The 21,877-nt window shown below is 68.5% G+C and carries 19 protein-coding genes and 2 pseudogenes; 6 read left to right on the top strand and 15 right to left on the bottom strand.

The genetic code is table 11. The annotated features are described in order from the left end of the window. Window positions 1-54 precede the first annotated feature (54 nt). The 5 genes from CFB81_RS06585 to CFB81_RS06560 form a co-directional block, all read right to left on the bottom strand. Entirely contained in the window at window positions 55-867 is an 813-nt protein-coding gene (locus tag CFB81_RS06585) for a topoisomerase IV (protein WP_089434875.1), read from the bottom strand. A 51-nt stretch (window positions 868-918) separates the two neighbouring features. Next, complete coding sequence (locus CFB81_RS06580; protein WP_256975991.1) at window positions 919-1,674, bottom strand: hypothetical protein; 756 nt, start codon at window positions 1,672-1,674, stop codon at window positions 919-921. Between the two features lie 304 nt (window positions 1,675-1,978). Then, window positions 1,979-2,290, bottom strand: coding sequence for a hypothetical protein (locus CFB81_RS06570; protein ID WP_089434873.1), 312 nt, complete (start codon window positions 2,288-2,290; stop codon window positions 1,979-1,981). Further along, a complete protein-coding gene (locus tag CFB81_RS06565) occupies window positions 2,290-3,648 on the bottom strand; it encodes an acyclic terpene utilization AtuA family protein (RefSeq protein ID WP_089435335.1) in 1,359 nt (452 codons plus the stop codon). The genes CFB81_RS06570 and CFB81_RS06565 overlap by 1 nt, the downstream gene beginning before the upstream one ends. Before the next feature lie 39 nt (window positions 3,649-3,687). Continuing rightward, on the bottom strand, window positions 3,688-4,986 hold the full coding sequence (locus CFB81_RS06560; RefSeq protein WP_089434872.1) for a CitMHS family transporter: 1,299 nt from the start codon (window positions 4,984-4,986) through the stop codon (window positions 3,688-3,690). 97 nt (window positions 4,987-5,083) lie between these two features. Between CFB81_RS06560 and CFB81_RS06555 the strand changes: the two genes are divergently transcribed. Continuing rightward, entirely contained in the window at window positions 5,084-5,980 is an 897-nt protein-coding gene (locus CFB81_RS06555; protein ID WP_089434871.1) for a LysR family transcriptional regulator, read from the top strand. A 33-nt stretch (window positions 5,981-6,013) separates the two neighbouring features. Here CFB81_RS06555 and CFB81_RS06550 read toward each other — a convergent pair whose 3' ends face one another. Further along, window positions 6,014-6,598, bottom strand: coding sequence for a flavin reductase family protein (locus CFB81_RS06550; RefSeq protein WP_089434870.1), 585 nt, complete (start codon window positions 6,596-6,598; stop codon window positions 6,014-6,016). A gap of 132 nt (window positions 6,599-6,730) precedes the next feature. Beyond that, window positions 6,731-7,156 carry a VOC family protein gene (locus CFB81_RS06545; RefSeq protein ID WP_089434869.1) on the bottom strand — a complete coding sequence of 142 codons (426 nt, stop codon included), beginning with the start codon at window positions 7,154-7,156 and terminating at the stop codon, window positions 6,731-6,733. A gap of 112 nt (window positions 7,157-7,268) precedes the next feature. On the opposite strand from CFB81_RS06545, the gene CFB81_RS06540 reads away from it, so the two are divergent. Then, window positions 7,269-8,159, top strand: coding sequence for a LysR family transcriptional regulator (locus tag CFB81_RS06540; RefSeq protein ID WP_069617170.1), 891 nt, complete (start codon window positions 7,269-7,271; stop codon window positions 8,157-8,159). Here CFB81_RS06540 and CFB81_RS36460 read toward each other — a convergent pair. Together CFB81_RS36460 and CFB81_RS06530 are read right to left on the bottom strand one after the other, a co-directional pair. Then, window positions 8,132-8,343 (bottom strand): annotated as a pseudogene (locus tag CFB81_RS36460) (hypothetical protein); the annotation flags it as partial. The gene CFB81_RS06540 and the pseudogene CFB81_RS36460 overlap by 28 nt on opposite strands. Before the next feature lie 438 nt (window positions 8,344-8,781). Next, window positions 8,782-9,831 (bottom strand): annotated as a pseudogene (locus CFB81_RS06530) (RNA-guided endonuclease InsQ/TnpB family protein); the annotation flags it as partial. Window positions 9,832-9,920: 89 nt separating this feature from the next. On the opposite strand from CFB81_RS06530, the gene CFB81_RS06525 reads away from it, so the two are divergent. Both CFB81_RS06525 and CFB81_RS06515 read left to right on the top strand, forming a co-directional pair. After that, window positions 9,921-11,081 carry a porin gene (locus tag CFB81_RS06525; RefSeq protein WP_089434868.1) on the top strand — a complete coding sequence of 387 codons (1,161 nt, stop codon included), beginning with the start codon at window positions 9,921-9,923 and terminating at the stop codon, window positions 11,079-11,081. A gap of 392 nt (window positions 11,082-11,473) precedes the next feature. Continuing rightward, window positions 11,474-12,700, top strand: a complete 1,227-nt coding sequence (locus CFB81_RS06515; protein WP_089434867.1) for a transglycosylase SLT domain-containing protein — start codon at window positions 11,474-11,476, stop codon at window positions 12,698-12,700. Window positions 12,701-12,843: 143 nt separating this feature from the next. Here CFB81_RS06515 and CFB81_RS06510 read toward each other — a convergent pair whose 3' ends face one another. Beyond that, on the bottom strand, window positions 12,844-13,179 hold the full coding sequence (locus tag CFB81_RS06510) for a hypothetical protein (RefSeq protein ID WP_089434866.1): 336 nt from the start codon (window positions 13,177-13,179) through the stop codon (window positions 12,844-12,846). A gap of 270 nt (window positions 13,180-13,449) precedes the next feature. Beyond that, the gene (locus tag CFB81_RS06505; protein ID WP_089434865.1) at window positions 13,450-14,196 is read right to left on the bottom strand and encodes a MipA/OmpV family protein; all 747 of its coding nucleotides are present in this window, start codon (window positions 14,194-14,196) and stop codon (window positions 13,450-13,452) included. A 245-nt stretch (window positions 14,197-14,441) separates the two neighbouring features. Between CFB81_RS06505 and CFB81_RS06500 the strand changes: the two genes are divergently transcribed. Next, window positions 14,442-15,167 carry a response regulator gene (locus CFB81_RS06500; protein WP_089434864.1) on the top strand — a complete coding sequence of 242 codons (726 nt, stop codon included), beginning with the start codon at window positions 14,442-14,444 and terminating at the stop codon, window positions 15,165-15,167. After that, window positions 15,168-16,550 (top strand): ATP-binding protein, encoded by a 1,383-nt coding sequence (locus CFB81_RS06495; protein ID WP_089434863.1) that lies wholly within the window; start codon window positions 15,168-15,170, stop codon window positions 16,548-16,550. A gap of 42 nt (window positions 16,551-16,592) precedes the next feature. On the opposite strand, the gene CFB81_RS06490 is transcribed toward CFB81_RS06495, so the two are convergent. Genes CFB81_RS06490 through CFB81_RS06475 form a run of 4 tightly spaced genes read right to left on the bottom strand, consistent with a single transcriptional unit; the run spans window position 16,593 to window position 21,626 of the window. Further along, the gene (locus CFB81_RS06490) at window positions 16,593-17,633 is read right to left on the bottom strand and encodes an iron ABC transporter permease (RefSeq protein WP_179235920.1); all 1,041 of its coding nucleotides are present in this window, start codon (window positions 17,631-17,633) and stop codon (window positions 16,593-16,595) included. Further along, window positions 17,630-18,622, bottom strand: coding sequence for an ABC transporter substrate-binding protein (locus tag CFB81_RS06485; RefSeq protein ID WP_089434862.1), 993 nt, complete (start codon window positions 18,620-18,622; stop codon window positions 17,630-17,632). The genes CFB81_RS06490 and CFB81_RS06485 overlap by 4 nt, the downstream gene beginning before the upstream one ends. Then, a complete protein-coding gene (locus CFB81_RS06480; RefSeq protein ID WP_089434861.1) occupies window positions 18,619-19,404 on the bottom strand; it encodes an ABC transporter ATP-binding protein in 786 nt (261 codons plus the stop codon). Before CFB81_RS06480 ends, CFB81_RS06485 begins: the two co-directional genes overlap by 4 nt. Window positions 19,405-19,415: 11 nt before the next feature. Further along, window positions 19,416-21,626 (bottom strand): TonB-dependent receptor, encoded by a 2,211-nt coding sequence (locus CFB81_RS06475; protein ID WP_373452642.1) that lies wholly within the window; start codon window positions 21,624-21,626, stop codon window positions 19,416-19,418. Window positions 21,627-21,877 lie beyond the last annotated feature (251 nt).

Here is a 21,877-nt window from a genome sequence, read left to right as displayed (position 1 = left end):
GCAGTTGCGCGATACGCGGGCGGCGCAATGCCGCTCGTTCCTGCGCGCGAGGGATCAGTACCCGTCGCGCAGCGCCTTCGGCACGACGTAGCGGCCGCGCGCGGCGTCGAACTTCACCGTGTAGCGTGCATGGATGGCCTTGTCGCCGCGCGTGCCCGTTTCCGTGACCGTCAGCGGATAGACGTCGCCCGTGCCGGTCGTGTCCGGCGCGATCTCGAAGCGGCGCTCCTCGCAACGCGCGCGAGCATGCGCGCATTCCGTCGACTCGGCATTGTCGAGCGCCTCGTCGATGCGCGCCGCCGCATGCAGCAGTGCATTGCCGTATGGAAGCCAGATCGAACGAAAGCGTTGCGTGTAGCCTTGCCGTGTGTCGCTTTCGCCGATGACGAACCCGAATAGGCGCGGCCCGAGCCGCTCGATGCGCACCGTGCCCGGTTCGCCGCGCTGGCCCGATGCGATTTCCGTTGTCTTCGCGACCGGCTCGAGCGTCGTGCCGTCCGAAGAAGGCCTCAGCACGTACAGGTCTACCGCGCCCGGCGTCACGTCCGAATCCATGCCCGGCATCCCGTTCTGCACCGCCGCCTCGGTCTCGCCGCACATCGCGAGCAGCGTGCGCGGGCCGTCCGCGGTCGCCACGCGCAGCATGCCGCACGGCGAATGGATGAAATCGCCGTCTTCCGCCTGCCAGCCCTTGCGGTCCGCGCGCCAGTTGCCGTACGTGTCGTGGATGAAGGTTTTCAGTTGGCGGTCGGGCTGGGGCGGCTCGGCGGCATGAACAGGCGACAGCGCGGCGAGCGCCGTGAGTGCCGTGAGCGCGCCAAGGGCGGTGAGCGGCGTGAGACGTCGGTTCCGGTTCTGGATGGTCATGACGAGATCAGGTCGGATCGATGTGTGGCGGATTGTTGCAGAATCGACGGTTCAAGGTTGCCGGGGCGCGATGCCCGTGCCGTCCGGCTTCAGCCGCGCGGTACGCACCCACCCTTCGGCGATGCCGCGCGTACGCGAATTCAGGTATACGACCGACGTGAAGCGGCCGTACTCGGTCCGCGCGTCGACGTGGTCGTGCTCGACGATGAAGAGCCCGTCGATCCGGCAGGCGTCGTCCGGTGCGGAAAAGAACGGCAACCGCCCGTTGCCGATGACGACGCGCCCGGCGCCGCTGCCCATCACGTAATCGCGTTGCGCCTGCGCACGGCGGTTCAGCGCATCGCAATCGACGGCACTGTGTACCGGCGTCGCCGATGCCGCGCACGTCGCCACGAAACGCGACAGCGCGCGCCGGTCGATCCTGAGCACGTCCGGCCGATCAGGATCGCGTGTGACGTCGAGCGCCCGCATCGCCTTCGCATCGAGCGTCACCCAGCCGACCGTCGCTTCGCGATTCGGCGTGCCGGGATGGTCGGGCGTCGTGAACAGGCGGATCCGGTAGACGTCGCGGTTGCGCTCGTCCACCGCGGCATGGATGTCACGCCGGGCGAACTCGGTCTGCGGCAGCGCAGGTACGATCAGTGCCGTCAGTCGTTCGTTGCACGACGACGCCGGCGCGGCGGCGGCAACCTGCACGGCCAGCGCGCCGACACATGCGAGCGCGACGCGCACGGCGATGGCCGCGCACCGGATGCGCCGCCCGGCCTCGCCATTCGCGCCGGTCGGCGTTACGATCTCGTTCTTCACTTCAGGCTCCGTTCGGTACGCGGGGGAATCGACCCGCGAGGCCATAGCGTACACGCACACGTGACGAACCACATCCACCGACACCGCCCATGAAACTGAAGCTCGACATCGTCCAACTCGCCGGCCGCGACGGCGACACGCACGACCACCTGCAGCGCGCGATCTACGACTATCGTCGGAATCAGCGCCTGCACGTCGTCGGCGAGCGCATCGTGCACGCGGACGGGCGTCGCGACCTGCTGATCCGTGAGTCCGAATGTGAGCGTGAACGCGCGCCCGGTCGGCCACGCACACGGTCACGCCGTCACGTCGGGTCGGGCACCTCGATCGCCAGCAGCGCCGAACTGACCGACTTGCCGTGCGCGTCGAGCGCGAGCGAGCGCGTCACCCCGCCGCCGAGCGCATCGCGCAGCACGAAGTTGAACGCGCCGAGCGTCGGCAATTCGTAGCGCACGACGTCGCCGTGCACGATGCCCGAGAGCCACGCCTTCACCGCGTGCGCATCCAGATGCGTGCGCAGATGGTCGTAATGGCGCGGATCGCGGCAGATGACCGACACGTTCAGCGTATTGCCCTTGTCGCCGGTGCGCGCATGCGCGAGTTCACGCAATTGCATCAGGCCTCCACGAATGAAAACGACGGCGTCACGGCCGCGCGCGGCAGCAGCACCGACTGCACGGCGATCACCTCGCGCGTCGACTTGAACGCGCCGCCGCCGCCGGCCGGCCCGTTCGTATAGAGCGTCTCGACTTCGTTGCCGATCCGCGCGGCTTCGGCGGCGTTCGCCGCGCGGCCGGCCACCCGCACGCGCACCTCGGCCGGCTCGCCGCGCACGGCCGGCGCCGCGTCGCCATACAGCGCATCGACGCCGATCAGGTCGAAGCGCAATTCGCTCGCCGCGACGCCGGTCAGCGCGAGCCGCTCGCGAACGATGTCGAGCGCGAGACGCGCACGCGCGAGCGCACCCGGGCCGCCGTACGAGATCTGGCCTTCGCCGATCCAGCCGTCGACGTACGCCACCGACACCTTCAGCGTATCGGGGCGCGCCGTGCCGCGCCCGCCCGTCACGCGCACGCGATCGGCCGCTTCCTCGGCGACCGCCACGCGCGTGAAATCGGCCACGACGTCGGGTTGCAGATACCGCGCCGGGTCGTGAATCTCGTAGAGCAACTGCTCCTTGCAGGTCGCCGCGCTCACGCGGCCGCCCGCGTGCGGCACCTTCGTGATCACGACCGTGCCGTCGGCCGCGACCTCGCCGATCGGAAACCCGAGCCGCGCGAGATTCGGCACGTCCTTGTAGCCGGGATCGGCGAAATAGCCGCCCGTCACCTGCCCCGCGCATTCGAGCAGATGGCCGACGACGGTCGCAGCCCCAAGCGCGTCCCAGTCGTCCATCCGCCAGCCGAACGCGTGGATCAGCGGCGCGGCGAACAGCGACGGATCGGCGACGCGCCCGGTCAGCACGACGTCCGCGCCGGCCGCGAGCGCGTCGACGATCGGCGCGGCGCCGAGATACGCGTTCGCGGACACGATGCGGTCCCGATACGCGGCGACGTCGTCGCCCGATTCCTCGAAGCGGAACGCGCCGCGCAGCACGACGTCGAGCACGTCGTCGCCTTCGACCGCCGCGACTTTCAGCCCCGCGATGCCGAGCGACTGCGCGATCCGCGCGGTACGTCGGGCGGCCGCACGCGGGTTCGCCGCGCCCATGTTCGACACGATGCGCACGCGCTTGCCCGCCGCGACCGGCAACACCGCGTGCATCCGCGCGTCGAGCAGCGGATCGTAGCCGAGCGCCGGATCCTTGCGGCGCGCCTGCTGCGCGATCGCGATCGTGCGCTCGGCCAGGCATTCGAAGACCAGGTAGTCGAGCTGCCCGTGTTCGGCCAGTTCGACCGCGGGCTCGATCCGGTCGCCCGAGTAGCCGGCGCCCGCGCCGATGCGCACGCGCCGTTCAGGTTGCTTTGCTGTCATGTCCGTACCGTCGTCCGGCGAGCGCATCGCCGGCAGGAATCAAAAAACGCCGAGCACGACGCACGCGATCGTCATCACGATCGATGCGCCGAACAGCAGCGGAAACGTGAATTTCTGATGCTCGGCCAGCTCGATTCCGCACAGCCCGACGACGAGGAACGTCGCCGGCGTAAGCGGGCTGACCGGAAAGCCCGTCGTCATCTGGCCGAGCAGCGCCGCCTGTCCGACCTGCACGGCCGGCACGCCGAGCTGGCCGGCCACTTCCGCAATCACGGGCAGCACGCCGAAGTAGAACGAATCGGGATCGAACAGCATGCTGAGCGGCATCGACGCGAGACCGAGCGCGACCGGAATATGGCCGGCCATCGACGGCGGCACGAAGCCGACCGCCGCCTGCGCCATCGCCTTCAGCATCCCGCTGCCCTGCATGATCCCGGTGAACACGCCGGCCGCGAGCAGGATGCCGGCCATCATCAGCGCAGCACGCGCATGCGCGTCGATGCGCTTGCGCTGCATGTCGACGTCGGGGTAATTCACCATCAGCGCGATGCACAGCCCGACCATGAACATGATCGCGGGCGGAATCTTCTCGCCCATCACGACCATCGTGCCGAGCACGACGAGCGTCAGCACGAGGTTGAACCAGAACAGGTGCGGCCGGCGCAGCGCCTGCTCGTCGGGCGTCAGTTCGCGCCGGGGCAGCGGAATCGACGCATCGTCGCGCGACAGGCCGAGCCGCTTCTCCTCGCGCCGCCCGAGCCAGTACGCGACGCCGAACACGAACACGAGCCCGATCGCCTGCACCGGAATCAGCGGATTGAACAGCGCCGACACCGGCAGGTGCAGCGACGCCGACGCGCGGATCATCGGGCCCGTCCACGGCAGGAAGTTGATGCCCGCGGCCATCGACACGGCCGCGGCCAGCACGCGCCGGTCCATCTTCAGCCGGTCGTACAGCGGCAGCACCGCGGGAATCGTCACGAGAAAGCACACGGCGCCCGAGCCGTCGAGGTGGATCAGCAGCGCGAGCAGCGTGGTGCCCATCACGATGCGCGTGGGCCGCGTGCCGACCGCCCGCAGGATCCGGTCGATGATCGGGTCGAGCGTGCCGGCGTCGGTGATCGTCCCGAAGTACAGGATCGCGAACACGAACATCCCGACGACGGGCGCGAGCCCCTTCAGCCCGTCGATGACGAATTTGCTGGTGTGCAGCCCGAAGCCGCCGAGCAGCGACGCGGCGATCGGCACGACGATCAGCGCGACGAGCGGCGACATCCGCTTCGACAGAATCGCGGCCAGCAGCACGACGATCGTGCCCAGCCCGAGTAACGGCAGCATCCGTGTCTCCTACCTTGTCTTTTGTTGGAGACGAGCGTAAGGTCGGCGCAGCGATAGCACAATTGAAATGATTTGATCGCAGCAATCACGAACCGTTATGGATCTGAATCTTCGCGACATTCGCGCGTTCGTCACCGTCGCGCACGCCGGCAACTTCACGCGCGCGGCCGCGCGGCTGCACCTGTCGCAGCCGGCGCTGACCGTGCAGATCCGCCGGCTCGAGGAAATCGTCGGCGCGCGCCTGTTCGACCGCAACAGCCGCAGCGTCGCGCTCACGCAGACGGGGCGCGAACTGCTGCCGCTGTTGCAGCGCTCGCTCGACGACATGGAGCGCGTGCTGCGCGATGCACGCGCGCTCGGCGAAGGCGCGAGCGGCACGGTGCGGCTCGCGTGCCTGCCGACCTTCGCGTCCAGCGTGCTGCCGGAGCTGATCCAGTCGTTCCGGCGCGACGTGCCGCGCGCGGGCTTCGAGATCCGCGACGGCGTCGCGAGCCTCGTCACCGCGCTGGTGCGCAACGAGGACGCCGATCTCGGGCTCACCGGCGGCGATACGTTCGATGCGTCGCTGGACGTGCTGTATGCAGGCGCCGACCGGCTCGTCGCCGTGTGCCCGCAGGATCATCCGCTCGCGCGCAAGCGCCGCGTCACCACCGCCGACGTCGCCGGCGTGCCGCTCGTGCTCACCGCACGGGGCACGAGCGTGCGCAGCGTCGTCGATGCCGCGCTGGACGCGGCCGGCTGCACGCCCGACATCGCGTGCGAGCCGACCTACATGATGACGGCCGTCGCGATGGTGCGCGGCGGCCTCGGCGTGACGATCCTGCCCGCGACCGCCCGCGAGGTGCGCGCCGAACCCGAACTGGTCGCGAAGCCGATCGACGATCCCGCGTTCGTGCGGCCGATCGCGCTCGTCGCGAAGCGCGGGCGCACGCTGCCGCGCGTCGCGCAGGCGTTCGCCGACCTCATGCTGGCCGAATTGAAAAAGCGCGCATGAAGCGCGCCCGATTCGGGAAAGTCCGCGCGGCGCTTACTGCGCGTCCGGATCGACGTGCAGCGATTCGCCGATCGCATAGAAATTGCCGCCCGCGATGTAGTGCAGGCTGCGCAGCGCGGGATCGGCCGATTCGAAATACCAGTGGCCGTCGCGAAACACGCGCGTGTCCGACCATGCGCCGATCACCTCGCCGATGAACAGGTCGTAGGTCTGCTGATTGTGCGGTTCCGGAATCAGCCTGCACGCGAGCCAGCCCGAGCAGCCGGCGACGAACGGCAGGTCATGACCGTCGACGTCGAACAGCGTGACGCCCGCTTCGCGCAGCTTGTCGGGCCGCTCCGCGAGGCTGCGGCTGCCGACCGCATGCGTGAGCTGCAATTGCGCGGCCGTCGGCACCTGGATCACGAACGTGCCGCTGCGCTCGACGAGCTCGCGCGTCTTCGCGGATTTGTCGAGCACGACCGTCAGCTTCGGCGGCAGGAAGTCGAGCGCGCACGCCCAGGCGGCGGCCATCACGTTGTCGACGCCGTCGTGGCGGGCCGACACGAGCACGGTCGGGCCGTGATTGAGGAGACGATAGGCTTTGTTCAGCGCCACCGGCGCGATGTGACTGTCCATACGGGTTCCTTGGAGAACGAGGCGCACGGACCCATACCGTGCGGCGCGGCGCCGGCCGTCGCACGTGCGTGCGGCCGGGCCGAAGGCTGCATTCTCGCACCCGATTTCAATCGGCGCCGGCGCCGTGGCCGGTCACTTCGCGAACAGCTGACCGATGTCGCGGAACGCCTTGAATTCGAGCGCATTGCCGCACGGATCGAAGAAGAACATCGTCGCCTGTTCGCCGACCTGCCCCTGGAACCGCACATACGGCTCGATCACGAAAGTCACGCCGAACGAACGCAGCCGCTCGGCCAGCGCTTCCCAGCTCGCCCAGTCGAGCACGATCCCGAAATGCGGCACCGGTACGTCGTGGCCGTCGACCGCATTCGTATGCGCGCCTTCCTGCGACGCGGTTTTCGGATGCGCGTGGATCACGAGCTGATGCCCGTAAAAGTTGAAGTCGACCCACTGCGCACTCGAACGCCCCTCTTCCAGCCCGAACACGCGGCCGTAGAAATCGCGCGCGGCCGGCAGGTCGTAGACCGGAATCGCCAGGTGAAACGGGGAAAGACTCATGATGGCCTCGTAAAGGAACGCTCGCGTGTCGCGAGGACGGCACCATGGTAGACAACGCCGCTCAAAAATTAAATCAATATAAAATTGGCTGATTCACAAACGGAATTGATGAATGATCCGCGAGCTGAAAACCCTCGTCGCCGTCGCCCGCGAAGGCACCTTTGCCGCGGCCGGCAATCGTATCGGGCTCACGCAGGCGGCCGTGAGCGCGCAGATGCAGCGCCTCGAAGCCGAGCTCGGTTTCGCGCTGTTCGACCGGCAAGGGCGATCGGCGCGGCTCAACGAGCGGGGCCATCACGTGCTCGACCAGGCGCAGGCGCTGATCGGCCTGTACGAGAACCTGAGCTCGACCGCGCCCGGCTCGCCGGACGCCGTGCGCGTGACGATCGGCGCGATCGCGTCGGTGCAGAGCGCGCTGCTGCCGGCCGCGCTGGCCGATTTCCATCGCCGGCACCCCGGGTGCCGCACGCGCGTGATACCGGGGTTGTCGATCGAGCTGGTCAACCGGGTCGACGCGGGCGAAATCGACATGGCCGCGATCATCCGGCCGCCGTTCGCACTGCAGAGCGACCTGCACTGGACGACCCTCGCGCAGGAACCGTTCCGGCTGATCGTGCCGCGCGGCGTGAAGGGCAAGGACTGGACCGCCCTGCTCGCGAACGAACCGTTCGTGCGTTACGACCGCGCGTCGTTCGGCGGCCGTCAGGTCGACCGCTTTCTGCGCAAGATGCACATCGCGGTGCGCGACACCTGCGAACTCGACGAGCTCGACGCGATCGTCAAGCTGGTCGAAAACGGCGTCGGCATCGCGATCGTGCCGCAGACCGCCGTGTATCGCCGCTGGCCGGCCGGCGTGCGCGCGATCGACCTCGGGCATCACACGTTTCACCGCGACATCGGGCTCGTGCATCGTGCACGGCGCACGATGTCGGAGCCCGCGCAAGCGCTGGCGCAACTGATCGAGGCGGCGTCGCGGCGGCGCGCGGGCGCGAGCGTTTCGTAGTCCATCGTCGCGCCTTTCTCGTACGCGAAGATCGCGGCGTTGTCGGGTTGACCGTACACGGTCGCGATCGTGATCGCGCCGAGCCCGGCTTGCCCCGGCTCATCGGCGCCTGCTTGCCGTACGCGTTCGTCGCGCCGGCCGGCAGCCCGGCCGCGACCGGATGCGGCGCGTTGACGAGCCAAGGCGAGTTCGCGGCCCGAGTTTCAACGTGCGGCGGCTACGACGCACCGACGGTTCGTGACGTGGCGAGACGAGGCCGTCACCGCTCACGCGCGACGCGCATCTATCACATTCATTTCAGCGCAGCCGATTCAATTCGTTAAATAACGATTTGACGGATCGAAAACAATATCGAGATTGCGGTAGTTCACCCGCAAAACACGCCGAATTATCACGACATGCGCAAAGCCCACTGAAAAACCGGCGGAATGGCAACCTATTGATACGCGCTTATCAATAATCCCGATCCCTCAACGGTGAATTCCGGGAAACATCCCTGTCTGCATCAGGCCACAACGAAGAATTCCATTTTTGCCGTTTCAGTGCGGCTCTGTAGTCTCGTGCCCTTCCGGATCACGAACCCACACCCATGCGCAAAGGAGTTGACGTCCTCCCCTCCCTGAAGGGAGAGGATTCCCACATCTGGCGATGCACGTCCGCATCGGAGAATGTTCAACGCAGCGTTGATATCACGATCATGTTCGACACCACAGTCACTGCAGGTCCACTCTCTTATTCGCAGTCCCGCGATACCTTTCGGCCGCGTCGTGCTGTCTTTCGACCCGCACGCCGAACAGGACTGGGTAGAACCGCTTTCGTCCACTTCCTCGAACGTGGCTCCGTGCGCGATCGCTTTGTAGCGGAGCTTGTTTCGGAAGGACGACCAGGATGCGTCGTAGACGCTTTTCGCCATCCTGGTTCTGGCGAGTTTGACAGCCGACACGTTGCCGACCGCGATGTAATCGAAGCGCCGCACCAGATCGAGCGCGAGCTTGTGTTGGAAGTCGGCTCGGGCATTCGCGACCTTGGCGTGCAGCTTTGCGATATGCCGCTTGTGCTTTCGCGCCCGCTGCGCTTTCGCCAGCTTTTCCGCCGCGCGTCGACCGAACCGATCATTGGGCAGCTTCTCGCCGGTCGAAAGTGTCGCGAAGTCTTTCAGGCCAAGATCGATGCCGACACCGGAACGGATCGGACGAGCCTGAACATCCGGCATCTCGATCACGATGTTCAAGAACCAATTGCCGCGTGCATCCTGCGCAAAGTTGGTCCCGTCCTTGATCTTGCCTTCGGGAAGCGTCCGGCTGTTGAACACGCGAAAGGTGTTGCCGGCGAAACGGAACGCGTCGCCCTCGCGCTTCAGGTCACGTCCCTTCAGCGGCACCCAGCCGAGCGACTTCCTGCCGCGATAGCGCAGGTACGGGCGACGGTGCTGGCTGCGCGACTTCGTGTATTGCTCACACGTCGCGTTGATCGTGCCGGAGTGGATGCCGAGCGCCTTGCTGCTGCCGGTCGTGAGCACATTCAAGTCGAAACCGGTCGGCCACTTCTTGCTCCACTTGAGCGCGTGCTTCCGCGTGTCGTTGCAGAAGTTCCAGACGTAGTTCACCGCGCGGCTCTGCTTGTTAAGCAGTCCGTTGAGCGACTTCACGCGGTAGCGGTAGACAAGGATCATGCCGGTGATCCTAACCCGTGGAAGAAGCTGTCTGTCAACAGCACCCCTTTCCTCCCCGTCCTGAAGGACGGGGTTTCTCGGAGCAACTAATGAAACGCACGGCCCTCTCGATGATTGCCCTCGCGTCGTTGGCGGCGATGTCCGTCGCGCATGCGCAGTCGAGCGTCACGTTGTATGGCGTGATCGACACGTCGATCACCTATGTGAACCATGCCCAAGGCAAGGACAACGCATGGATGCTCGGCAACAGCAGCGCGGGCAACCTGGCCGGCAGCCGCTGGGGCGTGAAAGGCACCGAGGACCTCGGCGGCGGTCTGAAGGCGCTGTTCCAGTTGGAGAACGGCTTCGACCCGAGCAACGGCCGGCAAGGCCAGGGCGGCCGCCTGTTCGGCCGTCAGGCCTTCGTCGGCCTGACGAGCGACCGCTACGGCACGCTCACGTTCGGCCGGCAGTACGACCCGCTCGTCGATCTCGTGCAGGGCATCACCGCCGACAACTATCTGGGCAGCGCGTTCGCGACGCCGGGCGACGTCGACAACTACGACAACAGCTTCCGCGTCGACAACGCGGTCAAGTACACGTCGGCCGTCTATTCGGGCCTGCAGTTCGCGGCGATGTACTCGTTCGGCGGCATCGCCGGCAGCACCGGCGCCGCGCAGTCTTACTCGGCCGCCGTGTCGTACAACAACGGGCCGTTCAGCGTCGCGGGCGGCTACTTTCACGCGACCAACAGCCCCGCGTCGAACGGCGTGCGCAACGGCTGGACGAGCTCGTCGGACGGCACGTTCGACGGCCCGATCAACAGCGGCTATGCGAGCGCGCACTCGTTCGGCATCGCACGCATCGCGGGCCAGTACGTCGCCGGCCCGTTCACGTTCGGCGTCGGCTACAGCAACGCACAGTACCGCCGCGACGCAAGCTCGGTGTTCGGCTCGAACGAGCACTACAACACGGGGCAAGGTTTCGTGAACTACCAGGCGACGAACGCGCTGCTCGTCGGCGTCGGCTACAGCTACACGCGCTCGGGCGGCGACACGTCGGCGACCTATCACCAGGTATCGGCCGGCGCCGACTACAACCTGTCCAAGCGCACCGACGTCTATCTGACCGCCGCGTACCAGCACGCGAGCGGCCAGACCGGCGACGGCAACGGCGGCTCGATGGCCGCGCAGGCATCGATCGGTTCGTACGGTTACGCGGGCACGAGCTCGCAGACGATGGTCAACCTCGGGCTGCGTCACCGTTTCTGACGGCGACTACCTGAGGATGGCCTGCCGCGCGCCGCGCGGCCGGCCGAATCCGCATGGCGCAAACGGCGGCTTCGGCCGCCGATTTTTTTATCTTTTCTTTCGCCCCGGGCGATTTTCCTGTTCGCCCGCTTCATCGCCGGTTTCATCGTGCGCCTGACGTAATACGTCAGGTTTCCATCGCCGCCATTGCATCGGCACTCACGCCAATGCCGGCCATTTTTACCGATCCGCGATCGCCTCGAACCGTGATCCGGCGCGATAAAAGTGCGCGGCGCCCGCACGGGCAAATGCAAAGGAAAGTTTGACGCGAGCCATTTTCCCGCCTGCTATGGCACACTTCGCGTCTGCGTAATTTCCTTGCACCGGGCGGTCGGATTCCGCCCCATCCTGCCATGCCGCGTCATACTGCTCGCCCGCTCAGCCGCCACACGCTGACCATCGCCTCGACGATCGCGCTCTCGTGCGCGCTCTCTGGCGTCGCGCGGGCCGATTGCCTGGACGACGCGGCCGCGTTCCAGCACGTGAGCGTCGCCCTGATGCGCGGCATCGCGCAGGTCGAGTCGGGGATGAATCCGAACGCGGTGAACACGAATACCAACGGCACGGTCGACATCGGGCTGATGCAGATCAACAGCACGTGGCTGCCGACGCTCGCGCGCGAAGGAATCACGCGGGAAAGCCTGTTCGATGCCTGCACGAACGCGTACGTCGGCGCGTGGATCCTGTCGCAGAACATCCGCCAGCTCGGCCCCAACTGGAACGCGATCGGCGCGTACAACTCCGCATCGCCCGACAAGCGCCTCGCGTATGCGCGCAAGGTCTATGATGCAATCCGGACCATGCCGGATTCGCCGGATACTCCCATGCCCATCCTTCCACCGTCCTTTACGCCGCCGCAACAGGCACAGACGTACAACCCGTTCGCGAGCCTGAGCGTGTCGGCGCCGCCCGTCACGCGCGCACGCACGATCTCGCCGGGCTCTGCGCCTCCGCCGCCGCAGGGCGGCCCCGCCGGGCCGGCCGGCACGTACAACTTCGGATGGACGGTCACCGGCGCCGACCAGGCCAAGCCGACCCAGGTGTTCGACGACGGCGCGCGGGTCTATGTGCAGTTCAGCGACATGAAACACGTGCCGGCGATCTTCACCGAGACGTCGGCCGGGCGCGTGCTGATGTCGTGGGAGCTGCAGTTTCCGTATGCCGTCGTGACGCGTCCCGCGCAAACGTTGATCTTCCAGCTCGGGCCGTTCGAAGCGCGCGCGCAGCGCAGTGCGGCGGCCGCAGGCATGACCGCGCAGGCCGGGACGGCCGGGACGGCGACGGCCGGGGAATCGGCCTCGGCATCGAAGAAGTCGGCAGGGACGACGACGAATGCGGCGACAAACACGGCGTCCAAGGCGGCAGCGAAACGCACCGCGTCGGCCGATGCGCTGTGGTACGTGAATACGCCGTCGACGTCGGGAACGGCGGCGGCCTCGCCTTCGACCGCGAATATTCCCGCCACGCTGCCGACCGCAATCACGTCGAATACGCCGCCGCCCACGCCGGCTCAACGACCGGCTGCGACCGCTCAGCCGTCGCGCGCCAGCGCGGACGCGCTGTGGTACATCTCGAAGTAACGCGGGCCCGATCGCTTGCGCATCGCGGCGATTATTTCCGTGCGGTCGGCGGCAGTTCGGGCGCGGCCGTGCCACGCTCCGTGAAATACGCGCGCAGATCGCGCGACGTCGACGAGTCCGGTCGTGAAATCGTCATACGGCCGTCACCCGCGCCGCACCCAGATCACTTTCCCGTCACGAATGCCGAGATTGCGGCGCTCCTCCCGGTAATCCATCGTGCCCGGCAACGACTTCCCGTCGCGCTCGAGCACGCGCCACAGGCAGCCGCCGAGCAGCGCGGCCGCATCGGTCTCGGTCTTGCCGACCAGCGCATCGTCCGGCGCGCCGTCCGCCTTGCATACTTGCGCGGCGCCCGGCTGCAACGGGGCCCTGGCCGCGCCGCCGGCGGTGGCGTTGGGGTGCTTCGTGTCCATGTCCGCACATCCTGCAAAGGTTGCGCTCGCAACGAGTGCAACGAGCATCGCGATCGTATTCTTCATCGGTTTCTCCCTGTCTCGGCCCGGCGGTCCATGTGCGGCATTCGTGCACGACCGGGCATCGCATGATCGGTTCCCCACGCTGCCAGCCGTTTCCTGCCGGAGCCGGCCCGCGCATGGCGGCCTGTCGCGACTCGGCCGGGGCCACGTCGGCGCCCCGGCGTCGCAGGCCCGGCCTGACGCCGAACCCGCCCGCATGTTACCGCACGCGGTTCGCGGCGACGGCGCGACGCCGACACATCGTGTGCGCGCCAGCCCGCGTCGACAATCCGCTCAGAACTTGTACGTGACGCCCGCGATGCCGTAATAGTTGCTGCGCGACTGGACGATCGGGCTGTCGCCGGCGCGGCCGAGCAACCGCGTCACGCCGCCGGTCGCGAGCACCGACCAGTGCCGCGACAGCGTCCAGTTCCATGCAACCGCCATCGACGCGCTGTCGATCCCGCCGCTCGCCGAATACGGCCGGAACCGGCTCGTCATCGACTGTGCGTCGGTCACGCCGTAAAAGGTCTGCATGTAGCGTCCCGAGCCCGCGTGCACGGTGCCCGTCACGATGATCTCGTGCTGCGACGTCTTGAGCACCGGCACCGCGAGATCCACGTGCCCCGACACGCCGCGCGACGTGTGCGTCACCGGCGTATCGATCGTGACGCTCAGTTCCGCCGTGTCGAAAAGCGTCACGCCGGCGCGCACGCCGACGAGCACCGAGCCCGGAATCCGGCCCATGCCCTTCAGGTAGTCGGAGCCCGGCAGGTCGAAGCGGTTCTCGTCCGCGCGGCCCGCGTCGTAGTTCACCGCCGCCGACACGAACGCCCCGTGCGGCAGGTCCAGCCGGTAGCCGGCGCCCTGCGTGCTGTCGACGAAGAAGCCATTGCCGAACGTGGCGGAAAACGACGGCGCAACGACGCCGCGATACTGTTTGCTGCCCTGGTAGCGCGGGGCAACCCCGCCGCCGAGCGACAACGAATACTGGTTTTCCGCGTGGGCGGCGGCGGCGAGGGTCAGGCCGGCGAGCGGCATGCAATAGCGGTAGCGGCGAAGGGATGGGCGCACAATATTGAGATATGAGTAACGAAGCCCGCAGTCTAGGTGCCGCCCCGCGCCGAGACTGTCCTGAATGTGCGGCGAATGTGTGCTCAATTGTGTTCGATTGTTCGCGATTGTCGCCCCGCTGCCCCGGCGGTCGATCCGCCGGATAGAATTCGCGTGCCGCGCCGCCCGTCGGTCTGCCGGGTGGGAGATGGCGCGTGCATCCCGAGGAAACCATGAACGAAGTTCCGCTCAAATACCGCGTGCTGCTGATCGAGGACGACGACCGCCTCGCGCAGCTCGTCCGCGAATACCTCGACGGCTATGAATTCGCGGTGACGGTCGTGCGGCGCGGCGACCTCGCCGTCGCGGCGGTTCGCGAGCACCAGCCGGCCCTCGTGATACTCGATCTGATGCTGCCGAATCTGGACGGCATGGAGGTCTGCCGGCGCATCCGCGCGTTCACCAACGTCCCCGTGCTGATCCTGACCGCGCGCGCGGACGTGTACGACCAGGTCGCCGGGCTCGAGACGGGCGCCGACGACTACGTCACCAAGCCGATCGAGCCGCGCGTGCTCGTCGCGCGCGCCCGCGCGCTGTTGCGCCGTGCGCAACCGGCCGCGGCGGAAACGCCCGCGGTCGCGCCCGACGCGCTCGTATTCGGCGAACTCGCCATTTCGCCGCCGAACCGCACCGTCACGTGGCGCGGCGAGCCGGTCGAGCTGAAGACCGCCGAATTCAACCTGCTGCTGATCCTCGCGCGCGCGGCCGGCACCGTGCTGAGCCGCGACGACATCCTGAAGCAGTTGCGCGGGATCGAATTCGACGGGCTCGACCGCTCGGTCGATTCAGGCATCTCGAAGCTGCGCCGCCGCTTCGAGGATGCGTCATCGGAGCCGCACAAGATCAAGACGATCTGGGGTCGCGGCTACCTGTTCAGCCCTTCTGCGTGGGAAGAATAAATGCTGCGCCCGTTGCTTCGGTTGTACCTCGTCGTGATCCTGTTCGTCGGCGCGTCGATCATCTTCATCCAGCTGTCGTTCGACCGGATCTTCTACGAGCGCGGCGCGCAGGCACAACGCGACTCGCTGACGACCTATTCGTTCGTGCTGAACGACTACCTCGAACGCCATCCGGGCGCGCAGCGCGAACTCGCATTGCGCGAACTCGCGCTGCACGGCCGCGAAGGGTTCGGCTTCATGTCGATGGCCGACGCACGCGCGCAACTGAGCGGCGCGCCGCTGCGCGATCTCGACGCCGGCAGGATCGCGATCAGCTACAACGGCAAGGATTACTACATGCCGCTCGCCGACGGCTCGGTGCTGCATGCGCGCCCGATCGAAGCGCCGGACCTCGACATCCGCATCTATGCGTACATGCTGCTCGCGCTCGCGACGCTGTTCGCGGTGGTGCTGTGGATTCACTATCACTGGCGCGACATTCGCAGGCTGCAGGACGCCGCGCGCGCGTTCGGCGCCGGGATGCTGTCGACGCGCGTGAAGGTGTCGGGTAAATCGAACATCTACGAGCTGTCGCAGCAGTTCAACGACATGGCCGCGCGCATCGAGGCGTCGATCAAGCAGCAGCGCGAAATGATGCACGGCATCTCGCACGAACTGAAAACGCCGCTCGCGCGACTCGAGTTCGGGCTCGCACTGCTCGCCGACGCCGACGAAACGGGCCGGATGCGCGAGCGCCGCGACGCGCTGCGGCGCGACGTGCGCGAACTCGACGAACTCGTCACCGAACTGCTGACGATCGGCCGGCTCGAACAGGGGGCGAGCGAACTCGCGCCGATGGAGGTCGTCGTCGACGCGCTGATCGACAGCGTCGCCGGCAACGTCGCAGACGACATCGCCGATCGCGGCATCGCGCTCGACGTGTCGACGCTCGACGCGGCCGCGACCCACGTCTGCGATCCGAAGCTCGTCGCCCGCGCGCTGCTGAACCTGATCCGCAACGGCGCGCGCTATGCGTCGCGCAAGGTCGTGCTGGCCGCCGCCCGCGACCGCTCCGGTGCGCTCGTGCTGAGCGTCGACGACGATGGCCCCGGCATTCCGCCCGCCGAGCGCGCCCGCGTGTTCGAGCCGTTCCAGCGACTCGACTCGAGCCGCGACCGGCAGACCGGCGGCTTCGGGCTCGGGCTTGCGATCGTGCGGCGCGTCGCGCAGGTGCACGGCGGCGACGTGCGGCTCGAGGATTCGCCGCTCGGCGGCGCGCGCTTCGTGATCACGCTGCCCGTGCGCACGCTGCCCGACAGCCTCTTCGACGTCGCGCACGACGTCGCGACCCGGCACGCCGATGCGCGCCGCCGCAGCGGCACGCGTAGCGTCGTCCCGCTTTGACGAAACGGGCGGCGCCCCCGCCCCGTCGCCTGCCGCGCGCTGTCAGCGCCGGCGCAGCAGCGCGACGAAGAACAGGCTGCCGAACAGCGCGGTCACGATGCCGATCGGCAGATCCTCCGGCGCCGCGAGCGTGCGCGCGGCGACATCGGCCCACACGAGCAGGATCGCGCCCGCCAGCGCGGCGACCGGCAGCAGCCGGCCGTGCTCGGCGCCGACGACGCGTCGGCACAGATGCGGCGTCACGAGCCCGACGAAGCCGATCGCGCCGCTGACCGCGACCATCGCGCCCGTCGCGAACGACGCGACGACGAACACCTCGCGCCGCATCCGCGCGCTCGGCACGCCGAGCGACGCGGCGGCGACATCGCCCGACATCAGCGCATTCAGTTCGCGCCGGCGCGCATAGAGCGCGCCGCCGGCAAGCACCGCGCACACGGCCGGCACCGGCAGCAGATCCCAGCGCGCGAGCCCGACGCCGCCGAGCATCCAGAACAGCACCGACGACGCGGCGCGCTGGTCGCCGAGATACAGCAGCAGGTTGCCGAACGCGGCCATCATGAACGACACCGACACGCCCGCGAGCAGCAGCCGGTCGGATTCGAGCCGGCCGCTCCGGTAAGCAAGCGCGACCACGCACGCGGTGGCCGCAAGCGCGCCCGCGAACGCGGCGGCCGACAGCGTGAACGGGCCGAACGCGGCGCCCGCCACCACCGTGACCGCGATCGCGCCGAGCATCGCGCCCGCGCTCACGCCGAGCAGGTGCGGATCGGCCAGGCGGTTCGCGGTCGCCGCCTGCAATGCGACGCCGACCGCCGCCAGCGTCGCGCCGACGATCGCGGCCAGCAGCGCACGCGGCATCCGGATCAGCCACACGATGCTGTCGTCGCCCGCGGCGGCCGCGAACGCGTCGGCGCCGCCGAGCGCGGACGCGACGTGCGCGGCGACGATCCGCACCGCGGCCGGCATCGCGATCGGCGCCGGGCCGAACGCGGCCGACACGACGATCGACGCGATCAGCAGCACGGCCAGCCCCGGCAGCACCGCGCGCATGCGGAGCCGCGCCGCCTCCCCGCGCACGCTCATCGTGCCGCTGCCGCGAATGCGGCCGGATACAGCGCGCGGGCGAGCGTCTCGACGGCCGCGACGTTCTCGGGGCCCGGCGTCGCCGCATCGTACGGAATCACGACGAAGCGCCGGTCGCGGATCGCGGCCACGCGCGCGAGCGCGGGCTGGCTCGACAGGAACTGCTGCTTCTGCGTAGCCGTGACCGCCGAATAGTCGACGATCACAATCACCTGCGGATCGCGCGCGACCACGCTTTCCCAGCTCACCTGGGTCCAGCTGCGCGGCAGGTCGTCCATCACGTTGCGCGCGCCCGCCGCCGCGAGCAGCGCGGTCGGCATCGCGAGGCCGCCCGCCGTCATCGGCTTGTCGGTGCCGCTGTCGTACACGAACACGCGCAGCGGCGCCGGCCGCCCGATCGCGCGCGACACTGCCGCGAGCCGCGCGCGCATCCCGGCGACGACCCGCGCGGCGCGCGCATCGACGCCGAAGATCCGGCCGAGATTGGTCAGGTCGCGGAACACGTCGTCGAACGACGCGGCCGACTGCTTCATCACGTGCGAACACGATTCGGTCAGTTCGTACGTGCGGATGCCGAACGGCGCGAGCGTCGCGGGCGTCACCGGCCCGCCGACATGCATTCCGTAGTTCCAGCCCGCGAGATAGAAGTCGGCGCGCGCGGCGGCCAGCACTTCCAGCGACGGATACTGGCTCGCCAGTTCGGGCACGCCCCGCAATGCGTCGCGCACGCGCGCGGTGCCCGTCTTCCAGCCGCCGATGCCCGTATAACCGACGAGCCGGTCTTTCAGGCCGAGCGCGAGCATCATCTCGGTCAGGTTCACGTCGTTGCTGACCGCGCGCGTCGGCGCGCGCTCGAACGTCACGTCGCGATCGCAACTGCGCACGGTGACGGGATAGGCGCCCGCATGAGCGGCCGCGCCGCCGAGCACGGCAGCGGCAACGAGCCGGCGGGAGATGGAGGACAGAACAGGAAACGGCATGGCGGTCATTCCGGATGAAGCGGCGTGATGCGCGGGCGGCCCGTGACGGGATGGCGATCGACGAGCGCGGCGACGCCGAACACGTCGCGCAGCAGCGCTTCGGTCAGCACGTCGTCCGGCGCACCGGACGCGACGACGCGGCCGTGCGCGAGCACATGGAGCCGGTCGCAATACGCGGCCGCGAGATTGAGGTCGTGAATCGTCGCGAGCGTCGCGATGCCGAGGCGGCGCACGCGCGCAAGCAGTTCGAGCTGATGACGCAGGTCGAGATGGTTGGTCGGTTCGTCGAGCAACAACAGCTCGGGCTGCTGTGCGAGCGCGCGCGCCAGCAGCGCGCGCTGCTTCTCGCCGCCCGACAGCGACGCGAAGCGCTGTGCGCGACGCTCGACGAGGCCGACATCGTGCAGCGCGGATTCGACGATCCGGCGATCGTCGGCCGACTCCGCATCGAACGGCCGCTTGTGTGGCGTGCGGCCCATGTCGACGAGTTCGTCGACCGTCAGCCCGAAATCGTCCGGCGTTTCCTGCTGCAGCACCGCGATGCGCTGCGCGACCGCACGCGGCCGCATGCGCCATACGTCCTGCGCGTCGAGCGCGACGCGGCCCGCGTCGGGGCGCGCGTAGCGGAACACGCAGCGCAGCAGGCTCGTCTTGCCGCTGCCGTTCGGGCCGACCAGCCCGACGAATTCGCCTTCGGCCACCGTCAGCGTCACCGAATCGAGCACGTCGATCGCGCCGCCGGCAGACCAGCTCACGCGTTCGATATCGAGCATGTGGGTGACGGGACGCATGCCGTCCCGCCCTAGAAGCGCATCGTCGCGACGAGTTCCGCCGAGCGCGACGGGCCGAGCAGCCATTGCTCGCCGCCGTTCGACGTCGTCACCGCGTACGTACGGTTCGCGAGATTGCGCAGATACAGCGCGAGCTCGGTGCGTGATGTCGGCTGCCAGCGCAGCGACGCATCGAACACCGTGTATGACGGCACTTGCACGCGATTCGCGTCGTCACCGTACGTCGCGCCGACGTAGCGCACGCCCGCATCCGCGCGCCAGCGCTCGGCGAACGCCCAGCCGAGCCACAGGTTTGCCGTCTGCTGCGGCACGCCGGACGGCACGTTGCCGGCCCGCGACACCGTCGCGCCGCCGACCGTCTGGTTGAATGCGTCGTAGCGTGCCCGCAGCAGCGCGACGTTCGCATCGATCGTCCAGCCGTGCGGCAGCCGCGCGCCGCCGGTCAGCTCGACGCCGCGCGACGACTGCCGGCCGACCTGCTGGCGCAGCGCCGGATTGTACGGGTCGGTGCTGAGCAGATTGCGCTTCGTGATGTCGTACACCGCGAACGTCCAGTACGCGCGACCGTCGAGCAGCATCTGCTTGAGCCCGGCTTCCCACTGTTCGCCGGTCGCGAGCCGGTAGCCCGCCTGCGACGCGGACAGCGTCACGAGGGAGCCGACGCCCTCCGCACCCGTCGTGTACTGCGCATACGCGCTGAACGTCGGCGCGATGTCGAACACGAAACCGGTGCGCCAGCCGACGTTCGCGAACCGCTTGTCGAAGCCCGCGCCGGTCGCCGCCTGTTCGCGGCTGAACGCGATGTGGTCGTAGCGCAGGCCGCTCACCCACGCGAGCCGCGGCAGCACGTCGAGCCGGTTCTCCGCGAATACCGCCGCCTGCCGCACGCGCGTGCCGAACTGCGGCACGGTCGGGTCGGGGCTCGTGAATACGCCGGGATCGAAGCCGTGCGCCGGTACCGTCGTTTCGCCGCCGTACGGCGAATTGTTGATGCCGCTGAACGTGATCCGGCTGAATTCCGTGCCGACGACGAAACGGTTCGCGCGACCGAACAGCGTGCCGTCGATGCGCACGCTCAGCCGGTCGCCGATCTGCCGCTGATGGTGGCCGATGTCGAGATAGTCCCCGCGCGCGACGCGCCCCGTCGCCGCGTCGAGCGCATACGATTCCGCGTTGCGCCAGTGGCGGTTCGACGTCAGGTAGTAGAGCTGATTGTCGATCGTCACGCCGGGCGCGGGCCGATAGCTGGCCGACAGGCGCGTCCACTGGTCGTAGTACGAAATCGTCGCATCGCCAACCGTGTAGTTCAGCTTGCGCAGCGACGAATCGAGCACGCCGTTCGGCGCGGGCACGCCATAGTACGTCGCGGGCATCTGGCGCCCGTAGTCGTAGTCGAGCGTCAGCGTGAGTCGCGGGCTCACGTCGAATGTCAGCGCGCCGCCGATGGCCGTCGTATGCGTATCGGCCCGCTCGGCGAGACCGTTCGCGCGCGCATCGCTCGCGTAGAAGCGGTACGACGCCCGCGGGCCGAGCGCGCCCGTCGTATCGAACGCGAAGCGCTTCGCGCCGTCGGGGCCGACGCCGGCCTGCAGCGTCGTCTCGCGCGTGCGCTGCGGCCGCTTCGGCACCACGTTCACGACCCCGCCGATCGCCCCTTCGCCGTACAGCACCGATGCCGGGCCGCGCAACACCTCGATGCGCTCGACCGACCACGTGTCGAACGGAAACGTGCTCGTGCCGGCCGCCGGCATCAGCCGCACGCCGTCGAGCAGCGTCATCACCGATTCCTGCCCGCTGAAGCCGCGCACGCTCAACGCGGTGCCGCCGGTGCCCGGCGCGATCGCGCTCGCGAAGCCCGCGGTGCGCGTGACCGCATCGCGCACCGTGCGATCGCCGCGTGCGTCGATCGTGTCGGCCGTGACGGCTTCGACGCTCGCGGGCGTGTCGAGGCTCGCGAGCCCGAGCCGCGAGCCGGTTTCGAGTGGTTGCGTCAGCGGGTCGGCCGGTGCGGACGAAGCCGTGACGTTGATCGCAGGCAGCGCGCGCCGGTCGTCCGGCGACGATGCGGCGGCTTCGGCGGCCAGCGCGCCGGTGGTCGCGATCGCGCAGCCGACCAAGGTCGTGCAACTGCGTGCCGCGCGCGTGCGCCAGGCGCTCGCGTGCCGGCGCGGCGCGGCATGGCGCCGCTCCCCGCGCGCCGGGGTGTGTCCGGTTCTCGTCACGTCGTATCGATCTTCGTTGGATGTCGTCGCACGCGAGCGGCCCGGGCAGCCGGCCGACCGGCGACGAAAACGTCAGATGATACAATATATCAACTTGATCCGTCAGGATTTTGACAGCTCGAGTTGCCGCTCCGCGCGTCTACGGCGGGAAGCCGAACTGCACCCACGGCGTGTCGGCCTGCGGCCGGTTGTGTGCCGCGAACGCGTGCGTCCGCACGCGCGCGCGCCTGCCGCGCGCCTCGTCGAGGCTA

It is taken from the genome of Burkholderia sp. AU28863 (assembly GCF_002223195.1).
Lineage (GTDB): Bacteria > Pseudomonadota > Gammaproteobacteria > Burkholderiales > Burkholderiaceae > Burkholderia > Burkholderia sola.
The sequence above is the reverse complement of the archived record's forward strand: the minus strand, read 5'-3'. Positions and strand labels throughout refer to the sequence as shown.